Genomic DNA, 13395 nt, shown 5'->3' on the forward strand with positions numbered 1-13395 from the left:
TCGGCGCCGCGCAGCCAGGCCGCGGCGGCCAGCGCCAGCGCGGTGTGCAGGAGCAGCAGCAGGGCGAGGCCGGTCGGCCGGGAGAGGCCGTGGCCGAGCAGCAGGCCGCCGAGCGAGCCGCCGCCGCAGAGCAGCGGTTCGAGACCGCGGGCGGTGCCGGGCGGCAGGGACGGACAGGTCGACTGGGCGAGGTCGAACAGGGCGCTCAGGCCCAGTTCCAGCGGCAGGAAGACCGCCGCGACCGAGCCGTAGCGGCGCTCCCGGCCGGCCAGCGCGAAGGCCACCGCGAACACGGCGGCGCCGGCCACGGCCAGCGTGCCGAGCGGCAGCGGACGGCCGGTGACCAGCACCTGGCCGAGCCCGGCGAGCAGCACGAGCAGCGCGGCGAAGACCGCCGCGCGCAGCGTCCTGGAGACCGGGGGAGTGTTCACGGGACCCGAGTCTGCCACAGGTTGAAACCCGAACGAGTCGCTCGGCGGCTCCCTGTGAAGATCCTCACCACCGCTCCTGAGCTGGGCTTATATCCCGTTTACGTCGACGATGCCGGGCGCCTCGACGACCGGCTCGGCCGGTTCGGCGGCGGCCGTCATCCGCGCCTCGACCAGCTCCCGGAACTGCTCCAGGTCGCTCCGGACGGTCCGCTCGACCGCCCCGGCCAGGGCGAATCCGCGCGGTCCGCCGAACGCCTCGTGCACCGCCTCCGGGTCGTACTCCAGCCGGATCTGCACCCGGGTGTGCGCGCCGTCCAGCGGGCGCAGCGCGAACGCGCCGTGCAGGTCGAGGCCGTGCGGGTCCAGGCCGTCCAGGGTGCGCCAGGCCATCACCCGGCCGCGCCCCCGGTCGGTGATCTCGGCCTCGACGTCCCGCTCGGCGCCGGCGATCTCGACGCCGAGGTGGGCCAGGTTGCGGCCGTGCGGCTGGGCGCTGCGGACGCCGGCGAGGAAGCGCGGGTAGTCGTGGACGCGGTGCAGTTGCTCCCAGGCGGCCAGCACCGGCGCGTCGATGTCGATCTGTTCCTCAAGCGTGCTCATGGCGGGCCGGACCTCCTCGGGTGGTGCGCGGTCCACCCTCCAGCCTGCGCCGGGCGGCAGCGGACGGCAAAGAGAAAGGGAAATGGAGAAGCGGAGGGCGGCGAGAGCGGGCGGGCGGCGGGAGCTTGGGCGAGACTGGGCGCATGCCGGAGTTGCCCGAGGTCGAGGCCCTCGCCGCCTACCTCTCCGAACGGCTGACCGGCCGGGTGATCGCCGAGGTCCGGCCGGTGGCGATCAGCGCGCTCAAGACCTACGACCCGCCGGTGACGGCGCTGCAGGGGCTGACGGTCGGCCCGGTCGTCCGGCGCGGGAAGTTCCTCGACATCGAGGCCGGCGGACTGCACCTGGTCGTCCACCTGGCCCGGGCGGGGTGGCTGCGCTGGAAGGACCACCTGCCCGCCGAGCCGCCGCGGCCGAGCAGCCGCAACCCGCTCGCGCTGCGGGTCCGCCTGGCGGGCCCACCGGACGGCGAGGGCTTCGACCTCACCGAGGCGGGCAGCAAGAAGGGGCTCGCGGTGTACGTGGTGCGGGACCCGGCGGAGGTCCCGGGGGTGGCCCGGCTCGGGCCGGACCCGCTGGACCCCGAGTTCACCCTGGAGCGGTTCACCGGGCTGCTGAGCGGCGAGCGGCGGCGGATCAAGGGGGTGCTGCGGGACCAGACCGTGCTGGCGGGCGTCGGCAACGCTTACTCGGACGAGGTGCTGCACGCGGCCCGGATGTCCCCGTACAAGATCGCGTCGAGTCTGTCGGAGGAGGAGACGGCGCAGCTGTACGCGGCACTCGGCACGACCCTGCGCGAGGCGGTGGAGCGCTCGCACGGGCTGGCGGCGGGGGAGCTGAAGGCGGAGAAGAAGCTGGGCCTGCGGGTGCACGGGCGGACCGGGCAGCCCTGCCCGGTCTGCGGGGACACCGTGCGGGAGGTGTCGTTCGCCGACACCTCGCTGCAGTACTGCCCGACCTGCCAGACCGGCGGCAAGCCGCTCGCCGACCGGCGGCTCTCCCGGCTGCTGAAGTAGGGACGCCGGCCACGGCGGTGGCGGTCCTACGTCGGCAGCCGGGTCACGGCGCGCGGGTCAGGGCTTGCGGGCGACGCCGCCCCAGTAGTACGCGGCGTACGGGTCGGCCGGCTGCTCGCCGTCCGGGTGCCAGGACATCACCGGGGAGACGCCCGGCTCGATCAGCTCCCAGCCCTCGAAGAACCGGCTGACCTCCTCCTTGGTGCGCGGCACCAGGGTCATCCCGCCGGCCCGGGCGGCCGCGGTGACCTTGGCGACGGCCTCCTCGTCGAAGTCCTGGGTGGGGTGGGTGAGCGCCAGGCAGCTGCCGGAGGGCAGCGCGTCGCGCAGCGCGGCGACCTTGCCCCACGGGTCGTCCTCGTCGGCGATCAGCATCAGCACCGCGATCATCAGCAGGCCGACCGGCTGGGAGAGGTCCAGCGTGGAGGTGAGCGCCGGGTCGGCCAGCAGCTCGGCGGGCTTGCCGAGGTCGGCGTGGATGTAGGTGGTGCGGCTGGCCGGGGTGGAGACCATCAGCGCGCGGGCGTGGGCCAGCACGATCGGGTCGTTGTCCACGTAGACGACGCGGGTGCCGGGGCTGACCGACTCGGCGATCTCATGGGTGTTCGGCGAGGTGGGGATGCCGGTGCCGAGGTCGAGGAACTGGCGGATGCCGTGCTGCTCGGCCAGGTGGCGGACGGCGCGGCCCTGGAAGCCGCGGTTCTCCTTGGCCATCGCCTTGATGCTGGGCACGGCCTCCTCGATGGCCACGGCCATGGCGCGGTCCGGCGGGAAGTTGGTCTTCCCGCCCAGCCAGTAGTCGTAGACGCGGGCGGAGTGCGGGGTGCTGGTGTCGACCCCGTACTTCTCCCACTGGCTGAGCTCGGCGGCGTCGTTGTCGGACCGATCGGCGAAGTCCTGACTTGTCGTCATGGCCACGTCCTCTGAAGACAGATCATCACACTTGGGAGAGGACAGACTAGCGGGCCCGTTCCGGTTCCGGCCGTGGGGTGGGTGAACAGGTGGTGACCTGGGCCGTTGGGGTGGTGATCAGGGCTGTCGGGGTTGCCGCTGGGAGGCGGGGCGGTGAATGGGGGAGAGATTCGTCATGCTGTCTGATCGTCAGATTACTTCGCGAAGATTGCTGCTGGTCGCGGCGGGGATGTCGCTGCTCGGAGCCGCCGGCTGCGGCCGCCGGTCGGCCGGGGCGGAGGGCATGTTCGCGGTGCCCACCGAGCCCGCCGAGCCCACCGAGTCCGCCGTGCCTTCCGCGCCTCCGTCGCCGATCTCCACGCCGACGCCCACCCCGACACCGACGCCCACCCCGGCGCCCACCCCCACCGCCACGCCGACGGCGGCCCGGGCGCTGACGGCGGCCGAGAGCCGGCCGGTGTACGAGCTGGACGCCGAACGGCGGGTGGTCGCGCTCACCATCGACGACGGCCCCGACCCCCGGCACACCCCCACCGTGCTGGCGCTGCTGGAGCAGTACGGGATCCGGGCCACCTTCTTCCTGATCGGTGAGAACGCGGTCGAGCACCCGGGCCTGGTCCGCGAGATCGCCGCCCGCGGCCACCACCTCGCCAACCACACCTGGACCCACCCCGACCTGCGGCAACTCTCCGAGGGGAAGGTCCGCGACGAGCTGGAGCGCACCTCCGACCTGCTGCACCGGACCACCGGCAAAGTGCCGACCTGGTTCCGGGCGCCCGGCGGGGACTGGTCCTCGACGGCCCTGCGGGTCAGCGCCGAACTGGGGATGCGGCCGATGGCCTGGTCGGTGGACCCGAGGGACTGGGCCCGCCCGGGGACGGGCGTGATCACCGACCGGATCCTCAAGGACGTCCGCCCCGGCGCGATCGTGCTCAACCACGACGGCGGCGGGGACCGCTCGCAGACGGTGGCGGCGCTGAAGACGTACCTGCCGGTGCTGATCGACTCCGGGTACTGCTTCACCGCGCCGCCGGGGTGAGTTTGGAAAGGTCGCGGTAAATCCTCCTAAACCACTCGAAAGAGTGGATTAGGAGAATCGTTTCTCCGATTTTGGGGCCTCTAGGGTGAACTCGCATCAATTCCCCCGGTACCACCGCGTGCCGCCCTGAAAGGCTCCACCCCCATGCGCCTCCGCAACGCCGTGCTCGCCGCCACCAGCGCGATCGCGCTCGTCCTCGCCGTCCCCACCTCCGCGAACGCGGCGACCGGCGAATTCCTCTACCGAGTCGGCTCCGGGCTCCCGAGCGGACTGACCGACCCGGAGGGCGGAGTGTGCATCAACCTCCCGGGGGCGACCGACGCCGAGCCGGCGTTCGCGCCGCGGAACATCACCACGTCGACCGCCACGGTCTTCCTCGAATTCGACTGCGACGGTGACACCTTCTACGTCATGAACCCGGGCAAGATCCTGGGCAATCGGCTGAAGCTTCGCTCTGTCGTCTTCTCCTGAGAACGGGCCGTCAGGGCGAAGTGCGGGACAGCTCGGCGATCGGTTGAGACCATTCCGGGAAACGACACCGGGAGTGGCCGTGCCGATTCGAACCGCCGGGACCTCCGCCCGGGCCCGCTGGGTGCTGCTCCTCGTCGCCGTCCTGCTGCTCGCGGCGGTCGGCTTCGGGGTGCAGCGCGCGGTCGGCGGCGGGGAGGTGGGGGAGACGGCCGCACCCGTCGCCGTGCCGTCCGGGCCGCGCACCGCCGACCGGATCGTCCCGCTGCCGCTCTCCGTCACCCCCGGTACCGGCCCTGGCTACCGGCTCACCGACCGCACCGTGATCCGGACCGTCCCCGGCGCGGAGGCGGTGGAGCGGCAGGCCGGGGAGGTGCGGCGGATCGCCGGGCAACTCGCCGAGGCGCTGCGCCGCCCGACCGGGCTGCCGCTCCCGCTCGACGAGAGCGGTCCTGCGGACGGCATCAGCCTGCTGCTCGACCCGGCCCTCCCCGTCGGCTCCGGAACCGATGCCGACACCGCCGCCGAGGCCTACCGGCTGACCGCCGACGCCACCGGCGTGCGGATCACCGCCCGCGCCCCCGAGGGCCTCTACCGGGGCACCCAGACGCTCCGTCAGCTGCTGCCGCCGCGGATCGAGAGCCCGGCCCCGGTCGCCGACGCCCCCGAGTGGACCGTCGCGCCGGGCACCGTCGAGGACCGCCCGCGCTACGCCTACCGGGGCGCGATGCTCGACGTCGCCCGCCACTTCTTCACCCCCGCCGAGGTCAAGGGCTTCATCGACCGCCTCGCCCTGTACAAGCTCAACCGTCTGCACCTGCACCTCTCCGACGACCAGGGCTGGCGGATCGAGGTGCCGTCCCGGCCCGCGCTCACCACGGTGGGTGCGGTCAGCGAGGTCGGCGGCACGCCCGGCGGCTTCTACACCGCCGCCGACTACCAGGAGATCGTCCGGTACGCGCAGGAGCGCTATCTCACCGTCGTTCCCGAGATCGACCTGCCCGGCCACAGCAACGCCGCCCTCGCCGCCTACCCCGAGCTGGACTGCACCGGCAGCGCCCGCCCCTGGCCGTACACCGGCATCGAGGTCGGGTTCTCCACGCTCTGCCCGACCGGGGACGCCGTCTTCGCCTTCACCGGGGACGTGATCACCGAGCTGGCCCGGCTCACCCCCGGGCGGTACCTGCACATCGGCGGCGACGAGGTGAAGACGGTCTCCCCGGCGGAGTACGCGGCGTTCGTCCGGCGGGTGGACGAGCAGGTGCGCGCGGCCGGGAAGGCCACGGTCGGCTGGAACCAGACCGCGCCCGGCGGGGTCGGCGTGCTCCAGTTCTGGGACGGCCGGGGCGGGCATGAGGCCGAGCTGCGGGAGGCCGCCGGGCGCGGTGCCAAGGTGATCATGTCGCCGGCGGGCCGTAGCTACCTGGACATGAAATACGACCCGTCCTACCCGCTCGTTCTGGTCTGGGCGGGCACCGTCGACGTCCGGACCGCCTACTCCTGGGACCCGGACACCCAGGTGGACCTGCCCGCCGGCGCGGTGCTCGGGGTGGAGGCGCCGCTGTGGACGGAGACCCTGGCCACCCCGCGCGAGTTGGACCTGATGCTGCTGCCCCGGCTGCCCGCGCTGGCCGAGCTCGGCTGGTCGTCGAAGCAGAGCCACGACTGGGAGCGGTTCCGGCGGCGGCTCGCCGAGGAGGGACCGCGCTGGGAGGCCGCCGGGTACGCGTACGAGAAGCGGTCCGAGGTGCCCTGGCCGACGCAGGGGTAGGGCCGGACGGGGTGGGGGAACGCCGGGGGGCGGCGTAGCGTGACGAGGGGAGGGTTCGCGCAGTCCCGACTGGCGCAGGAGGAACGATGTCCGAACGGGAATCCGCACCGGAGTCCGTACCGAAATCCGTGCCGGAACCGGATCCGGCGAAGCAGGAGGCCTTCGCGGGTCGCATGGTGCAGGTGCTGAACGACGCCTGCCTGGCGCTGATGGCCAGCGTCGGCCACCAGACCGGACTCTTCGACACCATGGCGGGCCTCGCCCCGTCGACCAGCGAGGAGATCGCCCGGGCCGCCGGGCTGGACGAACGCTACGTCCGGGAGTGGCTGGGCGGCATGGTGGTCGGCGGGATCATCCACCACGACCCGGGCGACGGCGACCCCGGCCATGGCCACGGTGCACCCCGCGACGGCGACCCCGGCCACGGCGAACCGCGCCCCGGCGGTCCGGGCGGCGGGCGGTACACCCTCCCACCCGAGCACGCCGCCTCGCTGACCAGGGCGGCCGGGCCGGACAACCTGGCCGGGATGACGCAGTACATCTCACTGTTGGGCGAGGTCGAGCAGGGGATCGTCGAGGCGTTCCGCACGGGCGGCGGGCTGCCGTACTCGGCGTACCCGCGGTTCCAGGCGCTGCAGGGCGAGGAGACCGCCGCGACCTACGACCGGCTGCTGGTCGACCGGGTGGTGCCGCTGGTCCCCGGGCTGGCCGAGCGGCTGACGGCCGGCATCGACGTGGTCGACATCGGCACCGGCCAGGGCCACGCCGTCAACGTGCTGGCCGCGGCCTACCCGGCCAGCCGGTTCACCGGGGTGGACATCTCCGCGCAGGGCATCGGCGCGGCCAAGACCGAGGCCGCCGTGCGCGGCCTGGACAACGCCACCTTCGTGGTCGGCGACTCCGCCGCGCTGACCGGAGGGTACGACCTGGTCACCGCGTTCGACGTGATCCACGACCTGGCCCGGCCGGCCGAGACGCTGCAAGCCGTCGCCGGTGTGCTGCGGCCCGAGGGCGTCTTCCTGATGTGCGACATCGCGGCCAGCAGCCGGCTGGAGGAGAACGTCGGGCACCCGCTGGCGCCGGCCCTGTACACCTTCTCGACCTTCTACTGCATGACGGTCTCGCTCGGCGAGGGCGGCGCGGGGCTCGGCACGGTCTGGGGCGAGCAGACCGCCCGGCGGATGCTGGCGCAGGCCGGTTTCGGCTCGGTGGACGTCCGGCGGATCGAGGAGGACGTGCTCAACCAGTACTACGTGGCCCGCCTGGCAGCCTGACCCGGCCGGCGGGGAGACGGGTGGCCGTCGGGGTGGCCGGGGCGCGGGCGCGGACGTAGGTTCGAATGGTCCGAGTGAAGGAGGGCGTCGATGACCGGCAACGGCTACGCACACCCCGAGACACTGGTCGACACCGAGTGGCTGGCCCACCACCTGGCCGACGGGACCCTCCGGGTCGTCGAGGTGGACGAGGACACCGGGGCGTACGAGCAGGGCCACATCCCCGGCGCGGTCGGCTGGAACTGGACCACCGACCTGCACACCCAGGTCGGTCGCGACTACGTGGACCGCGCGGGGACGCAGCACCTGCTGCGCGCCGCCGGGGTCGAGGACGACACCACCGTCGTGCTGTACGGCGGAAACAACAACTGGTTCGCCGCCTACGCCTACTGGCTGCTGCGGCTGCGCGGCTTCGGGCCGGTGCGGCTGCTGGACGGCGGCCGGAAGAAGTGGGAGCTGGAGCGGCGCGAGCTGACCGAGGAGGTGATGGACTACCAGCACAGCTCGTACCGGCTGACCGGACCCGAACACCCCGAGGTGCGGGCGCTGCGCGACGAGGTGCTGGCCAAGGCCGAGGTGTTCGCCAAACCCGGTTCGGACGCGGTGCTGGTGGACGTCCGCTCGCCGGCCGAGTACCGGGGCGAGGCGCTGGCGCCGCCGCACCTGCCGCAGGAGCAGGCGCAGGTGCCCGGGCACATCCCCGGCGCGGTCAACATCCCCTGGTCGCAGGCGGCCAACGAGGACGGGACCTTCCGGTCGGCGGAGGAACTGCGCGCGCTGTACGGCGGGCAGGGTGTGGAGGCCGAGCACGAGGTGATCGCCTACTGCCGGATCGGGGAGCGGTCGGCGCACACCTGGTTCGCGCTCACCGAGCTGCTGGGGTACCCGCACGTCAAGAACTACGACGGCTCGTGGACGGAGTACGGCTCGCTGGTGCGGGCGCCGGTGGCGCTCGGGGCCTGAGCGACATCACCCGGGGTGGCGCGCCGTGACGAGGACGCGGCGCCGCCATTTCGGCCTGTTTCTTGTTATGAACATATCGATGTTCAGGCGTAGGACAGGGCCCGTTGGGACAAGGATCGATCCGACCCCGTTGTCCCAGTGACCCTGTGGAGGACCACCGTGCGCAAGAGGCTGATCGTCTCTGCCGCCGCCGGCGCGCTCGCCCTGCTCCTGTCCGTCCCCGCCTCCGCCGCCCAGGCCGGACCGGGAGCGGCCGGAATCGGCGACCCCTACTACCCCAACGCCGGCAACGGCGGCTACGACGTCTCGCACTACGACATCCGGCTCAAATACCAGCCCGCCACCGACCTGTTGGAGGGCACCACCACCATCCTGGCCACCGCCACCCAGGACCTCACCCGCTTCAACCTCGACTTCGTGCTCCAGGTGAAGGAGGTGCTGGTCAACGGCCGCGCCGCCAAGTTCGCGAGCACCGGCGAGCAGGAGCTGGAGATCACCCCCGCCCGGACGATCGCCAAGGGCAGCCCGATCACCGTCGTCGTCCGCTACGCCGACAAGCCCGGCTCGGTCGAGCGCGGCGGCTACTCCGCCTGGCTGCGCACCCCGGACGGCGGCGTCGCGGCCAACGAGCCCGAGGGCTCGGCCTGGTGGTACCCGAGCAACGACCACCCGACCGACAAGGCCACCTTCGACGTCTCGGTCCAGGTGCCCGACGGCACCCAGGTGATCAGCAACGGCACCGCGGCGCAGCGCTCGTCGGCCGGCTGGACCCGCTACAGCTACCGGCAGACCAAGCCGCAGGCCACCTACCTGGCCACGCTGGCGATCGGCAAGTTCGAGATCCGCAACGACACCACCCCCGGCGGGACGCCCGTCATCACCGCCTACAGCAAGGACCTCGGCGACAACCTCGGCGCCGCCCAGGCCAGCGTCGAGCGGACCGGCGAGCTGGTGGACTGGCTGGCCGGCTACTTCGGCGAGTACCCCTTCGGCACCGTCGGCGGCTACGTCCCCAACGTGCCCACCGGGTACGCGCTGGAGACCCAGGGCCAGATCTTCTACAGCCCGGCCCAGTTCGCCCGTGGCGCCAACACCTCCGTGGTGGTGCACGAGTTGGCGCACCAGTGGTACGGGGACAGCGTCTCCGTCCAGCGCTGGAGCGACATCTGGCTCAACGAGGGCTTCGCCCGGTACTCGCAGTGGCTCTGGTCCGAGCACGAGAACGAGGGCACCGCCCAGGAGCTGGCCGACTACGTCTACAACCTCTACCCGGCCGACCACGCCTTCTGGACCGTCAAGCCGGGCGACCCGGGCGCGGACCACCAGTTCTCCGGCGCGGTCTACGACCGGGGCGCGGTGGCGGTGCAGGCGCTGCGCAACGCGGTCGGGGACGAGAAGTTCTTCCGGATCCTGAAGGGCTGGCCGACCGAGCGCAAGTACGGCAACGCCACCATCCAGCAGTTCCAGGCGTACGCGGAGCGGATCTCCGGCAAGCCGCTGGGCGAGCTGTTCAACACCTGGCTGTTCACGGCGGGGAAGCCGGCGGTGGGTTCGGCGGGTGCCGCGCCGGCCGCGGCGAGCCTGGCGCCGAGCCTCGCGCCGAGCGCCGGGGCGAGCGCCGCGCCGGAGCCGAAGTCCTGGAAGAAGATCCAGGAGACCAACGCGGTGCACGAGCACAAGGGCTGATCGACCGTCGGCCGAAGGGGCCCGGTCCGTCCGCTCCCGCGCGGACGGACCGGGCCCCTCGGCGCGTGCTCAGCCGTTCAGACCGTTCGGACCGTTCAGGCCGTTCAGGGTCCGCTCCTCGGTGAGGACCAGCTCCTCGATGCCGTAGAGGAAGCGTTCCATCGCGGGCCGGGGGAGGACGGACGGGTCGGCGGTCATCGCGAGGCGCAGGGTGTCGGGGGTGCGCAGGGCGTCCAGGGCGTAGCTGAGGCCGGGGCGCGGGTCGAACTCGACGGGCCAGCTGAGTGTGGTCCGGCCGTCCGGCGCGGTGGCCGGTGCGTCGTCGGCCGGGCCGGTCAGGCCGGCCGGGAGCAGCTCGCGGGTGTCGTTGAAGACGCAGGAGCGGTCGGCGAGCGGGACGCCCTCGGCGGTGAGGCGCGCCACCTCCGCGTCCAGCAGGCGCCGGTCGAAGTACGCGTGCCGGTAGGCGGCGATCGAGGCGGCGTGGGTGCGGCGCACGGCCGCGCCGAAGTCCCGGGCGTCGTCGCTGTCGGGAGCGGTGTCGGGAGCGGTGTCCACGTCGGCGTTCGGGAGGTGGAGCAGCGCGTCGCCGGCGACCACGCTGACCGCGTCGGAGAGGCCGGACAGGAAGCGGTTGTTGACCACGACCTGGAGCACGGCGTCCGGCGAGCCGGAGAGCCGGGCCGTCATCGCGGCGGTGGCCGCGAGCAGGACGGCGGAGGTGCCGGTCCGGTGGGCGGCGGCGACCGCGTCGACGGCGCGCAGCAGCGCGGGCGAGTCCAGCACGGCGTTCGGGAACCGCTCGGCGCCGGCCTCGGTGGCGGCCGTGCCGGTCTCGCCGGTCTTGCCGACGGCGGGCGGGAAGAGCCGGGCCGGGGCGCCGCGGAGCTTTCGCAGGGCGTGCGCGCGGGCGTTGGCGTCCCGCTTCAGACCGCGTGGGGAGGTCTGGAACCCGGCCTCCTCCAGCGGCTGTTGGGGTGCTCGGGCGGCGCGGATCGCGGCCGGGTCGGCGCCCAGGGCGAGTTCGCTGAGGTCCCGGACCAGCAGGCCCATGCCGGTGCCGTCCACCGCGGTGTGCGAGAGCGTCAGGGACATCTGCCGGACCAGGCCGTCGGCGACCACCAGGCCGACCCGGATCGGCCACTCGGCGCCGACGTCGAAGGGGCGCGCGGCCAGCTCCGCGTGCAGGGCCTCGCCGGCGGCGGTGAGTTCGGCCCGGTCGGCGCCGTCGGGGCAGTCCCGGACGTGGACCGGCAGCCGGCCGTCCGGGTCGACGATCTGGTGCACCCCGGCGCCGTCCGGGGCGGGCAGCAGCCGGGTGTGCAGGGAGTCGTGCAGGTGGAGCAGGTGCCCGAGGGCGTCCAGGACCACCGGCAGCGGCAGGCCCGGGTCGATCGGGGCGCTGGTGGCGATGTTGAAGCGCGGACGGTCGCCGGGGGCGAGGCGGTTGACGATGTCCCAGATGGCGCGCTGGCCCCAGGTCGCCGGCCCGCTGCCGGAGCGGCCGCCGGCGAGGGATATCTCCAGTTGTCGACTCGTAGTCACCGTGGGGGTTCTCCGATGGTGTGGTGGGTGCGGAGGTTACGGAGGGTGCGGTGGGAGCCGTTGGGGGAGAGTCTGCTGCACGGTGCTGAATCGCGCCAGATGAAGGTCAATTCCGGCAGGTGTCCCCGGAGTCGAGGCCGTTCGCGGACGGTGGGCTCGGAAGTCATGGCAGCATCTGACATGTGAAGCGTGAAATTGCACTCCGCTTCACGCAACCCCACCCACCACTCCTGACTCAGGGAGAGAGCCGATCATGAACGTGATGAAACGATTCACCGCTGTGCTCGCCACCGCTGCCGCGCTGTCCGGCCTCGGCGTCGCCGGTGCCACCGCCGCCACCGCCCAGCCCACCGGCCCGTCCGGCCCGAGCAACTGCGTGGACGGGTTCCCCGGGATCCTGAACACCCGGCTCTGCGCCTCGGTGACCGGCAACCAGGTCACGTTCGGCGGTTACGCGACCCCGGCCAGCGTCAGCTGGACCCCGCAGAAGGTGTCCTTCAACCTCACCGCCCAGGTCGTCGGCGGCGCGGTCATCGGCAGCGACTCGCCGAACGTCTTCATCCCCTTCGGCGGCATCCCGGTCGGCAACGTCTCCGGCACCGCCCCGTGCGGCTCCAGCGTCATGGCCACCTTCAACGTCACCCAGTGGGGCTGGCCGCCGTCCACCGCCACCGTGACCGTCCCGGTCACCTGCTGACGGCCCGGTGAGCCCGCCCGCAGGTCGGCCGGATCCGGCGGAGTGGCCGGTCTGCGGGCGGGGGCGGCCCGGCGGCGGTGGACGGCCCGGTGGCTCAGCCCCGGTCGGCGGTGACCAGGTGGTAGTCGAGCAGGCCGTGGCGCCAGGCGGGCAGGAAGTGGCGGGTCCAGTGGTCGGCGGGGACGGTGTCGACGAGGTAGCGGTCGAGGCCCGGCCAGACGTCGGCGCCGATCGACTCGGTGGCGACGGTGCCGAAACCGGCGGCGGTGAGGTCGGCGGTGAAGCCGTCCAGGGCGTGCGGGACGTCGAGGCCGTCGGCGAAGCTGGCGAGGAGGATCTTGAGGCGCTCGGCGACCTCGGGACCGGGCGCGGCGAAGAAGGTGGTGACGACCAGCCGGCCGCCGGGGCGCAGCACCCGGGCCGCCTCGTGGGCGAAGCCGGTGAGTTCGCGGAAGTGCTGGGCGGCCTCGACCGAGTAGAGGCCGTCCAGGGAGGCGTCCGCGAAGGGGAGTTCGTCGGCCGAGCCGAGGGTGTAGCCGAGCCGGTCCGGGTAGGTGGCCAGGGCCTTGGCGTTGACGGCGCGGGCCCGCTCGATCTGGTCCGGGTGGATGTCGACGCCGGTCACCGCGGCGAACCGGAAGTCCCGCAGCGCCAGTGCCGCGCCGAGCCCGCGCCCGCAGCCGACCTCGGCCAGCCGGAGCTGCTCGGTCGGCCGCGGGAAGGCGCGCAGCACCCGGTGGTAGAGCTGCTCCTGGCTGCGGACCCGGTCCTCGGAGGTGGGGGCGGTGAGGTCGATGCCCTGCCAGTCGCCGAAGTTGATGAAACCGCCCGCGAAGCTGGCGGCTTGGGACAGATCGCCGGCGCCGTAGGTCTGGCGTACCGGGGTGGGGATGCGGTCCTGGCTGCTCATGGGTGTCCTGGTCTCCTCGCGGGGCGGCTGGGTCGGGCCGGGGGGATGCGGTGCGCGGACGGCTCGCGGGCGCGCGCCGCAGT

The 13395-nt window shown here is 73.2% G+C and carries 12 protein-coding genes and 1 pseudogene; 8 read left to right on the top strand and 5 right to left on the bottom strand.

Going from position 1 to position 13395, the window contains the following annotated elements:
• Positions 1-431: pseudogene (locus tag AB0N76_RS28780) on the bottom strand (hypothetical protein); the annotation flags it as partial.
• Between the two features lie 87 nt (positions 432-518).
• The gene (locus AB0N76_RS28785; protein ID WP_363561939.1) at positions 519-1031 is read right to left on the bottom strand and encodes an SRPBCC family protein; all 513 of its coding nucleotides are present in this window, start codon (positions 1029-1031) and stop codon (positions 519-521) included.
• A gap of 143 nt (positions 1032-1174) precedes the next feature.
• On the opposite strand from AB0N76_RS28785, the gene AB0N76_RS28790 reads away from it, so the two are divergent.
• The gene (locus AB0N76_RS28790; protein WP_363561941.1) at positions 1175-2047 is read left to right on the top strand and encodes a DNA-formamidopyrimidine glycosylase family protein; all 873 of its coding nucleotides are present in this window, start codon (positions 1175-1177) and stop codon (positions 2045-2047) included.
• Positions 2048-2104: 57 nt separating this feature from the next.
• On the opposite strand, the gene AB0N76_RS28795 is transcribed toward AB0N76_RS28790, so the two are convergent.
• Positions 2105-2959, bottom strand: coding sequence for an SAM-dependent methyltransferase (locus tag AB0N76_RS28795; RefSeq protein WP_363561943.1), 855 nt, complete (start codon positions 2957-2959; stop codon positions 2105-2107).
• Positions 2960-3134: 175 nt separating this feature from the next.
• On the opposite strand from AB0N76_RS28795, the gene AB0N76_RS28800 reads away from it, so the two are divergent.
• From AB0N76_RS28800 to AB0N76_RS28825, 6 genes are all read left to right on the top strand, one after another.
• Positions 3135-3998, top strand: coding sequence for a polysaccharide deacetylase family protein (locus AB0N76_RS28800; RefSeq protein WP_363561945.1), 864 nt, complete (start codon positions 3135-3137; stop codon positions 3996-3998).
• A gap of 144 nt (positions 3999-4142) precedes the next feature.
• Positions 4143-4469, top strand: coding sequence for a hypothetical protein (locus tag AB0N76_RS28805; RefSeq protein WP_363561947.1), 327 nt, complete (start codon positions 4143-4145; stop codon positions 4467-4469).
• Between the two features lie 79 nt (positions 4470-4548).
• Entirely contained in the window at positions 4549-6237 is a 1689-nt protein-coding gene (locus tag AB0N76_RS28810; RefSeq protein WP_363561949.1) for a family 20 glycosylhydrolase, read from the top strand.
• Between the two features lie 86 nt (positions 6238-6323).
• Complete coding sequence (locus AB0N76_RS28815; protein WP_363561951.1) at positions 6324-7511, top strand: class I SAM-dependent methyltransferase; 1188 nt, start codon at positions 6324-6326, stop codon at positions 7509-7511.
• A gap of 90 nt (positions 7512-7601) precedes the next feature.
• Positions 7602-8474: a sulfurtransferase gene (locus AB0N76_RS28820; protein WP_363561953.1), complete on the top strand. Its 873-nt coding sequence runs from the start codon at positions 7602-7604 to the stop codon at positions 8472-8474.
• Between the two features lie 159 nt (positions 8475-8633).
• On the top strand, positions 8634-10160 hold the full coding sequence (locus AB0N76_RS28825) for a M1 family metallopeptidase (protein WP_363561955.1): 1527 nt from the start codon (positions 8634-8636) through the stop codon (positions 10158-10160).
• A 69-nt stretch (positions 10161-10229) separates the two neighbouring features.
• Here AB0N76_RS28825 and AB0N76_RS28830 read toward each other — a convergent pair whose 3' ends face one another.
• Positions 10230-11705: a non-ribosomal peptide synthetase condensation domain protein gene (locus AB0N76_RS28830; RefSeq protein WP_363561957.1), complete on the bottom strand. Its 1476-nt coding sequence runs from the start codon at positions 11703-11705 to the stop codon at positions 10230-10232.
• A gap of 262 nt (positions 11706-11967) precedes the next feature.
• On the opposite strand from AB0N76_RS28830, the gene AB0N76_RS28835 reads away from it, so the two are divergent.
• Entirely contained in the window at positions 11968-12402 is a 435-nt protein-coding gene (locus AB0N76_RS28835; protein ID WP_363561959.1) for a hypothetical protein, read from the top strand.
• Between the two features lie 94 nt (positions 12403-12496).
• Here the strand turns inward: AB0N76_RS28835 and AB0N76_RS28840 are convergent, their stop codons facing one another.
• Positions 12497-13312, bottom strand: coding sequence for a class I SAM-dependent methyltransferase (locus AB0N76_RS28840; protein ID WP_363561961.1), 816 nt, complete (start codon positions 13310-13312; stop codon positions 12497-12499).
• Positions 13313-13395 lie beyond the last annotated feature (83 nt).

Origin of the sequence: Kitasatospora sp. NPDC093806 (genome assembly GCF_040683335.1) — a bacterium.
In the GTDB taxonomy this organism is placed as follows: Bacteria; Actinomycetota; Actinomycetes; order Streptomycetales; family Streptomycetaceae; genus Kitasatospora.

Coding starts and splice junctions, on each gene's coding strand:
- AB0N76_RS28820 (WP_363561953.1), top strand. CDS start 7,602: ATGACCGGCAACGGCTACGCACACCCCGAGACACTGGTCGACACCGAG.
- AB0N76_RS28805 (WP_363561947.1), top strand. CDS start 4,143: ATGCGCCTCCGCAACGCCGTGCTCGCCGCCACCAGCGCGATCGCGCTC.
- AB0N76_RS28815 (WP_363561951.1), top strand. CDS start 6,324: ATGTCCGAACGGGAATCCGCACCGGAGTCCGTACCGAAATCCGTGCCG.
- AB0N76_RS28785 (WP_363561939.1), bottom strand. CDS start 1,031: ATGAGCACGCTTGAGGAACAGATCGACATCGACGCGCCGGTGCTGGCC.
- AB0N76_RS28795 (WP_363561943.1), bottom strand. CDS start 2,959: ATGACGACAAGTCAGGACTTCGCCGATCGGTCCGACAACGACGCCGCC.
- AB0N76_RS28835 (WP_363561959.1), top strand. CDS start 11,968: ATGAAACGATTCACCGCTGTGCTCGCCACCGCTGCCGCGCTGTCCGGC.
- AB0N76_RS28790 (WP_363561941.1), top strand. CDS start 1,175: ATGCCGGAGTTGCCCGAGGTCGAGGCCCTCGCCGCCTACCTCTCCGAA.
- AB0N76_RS28800 (WP_363561945.1), top strand. CDS start 3,135: ATGCTGTCTGATCGTCAGATTACTTCGCGAAGATTGCTGCTGGTCGCG.
- AB0N76_RS28840 (WP_363561961.1), bottom strand. CDS start 13,312: ATGAGCAGCCAGGACCGCATCCCCACCCCGGTACGCCAGACCTACGGC.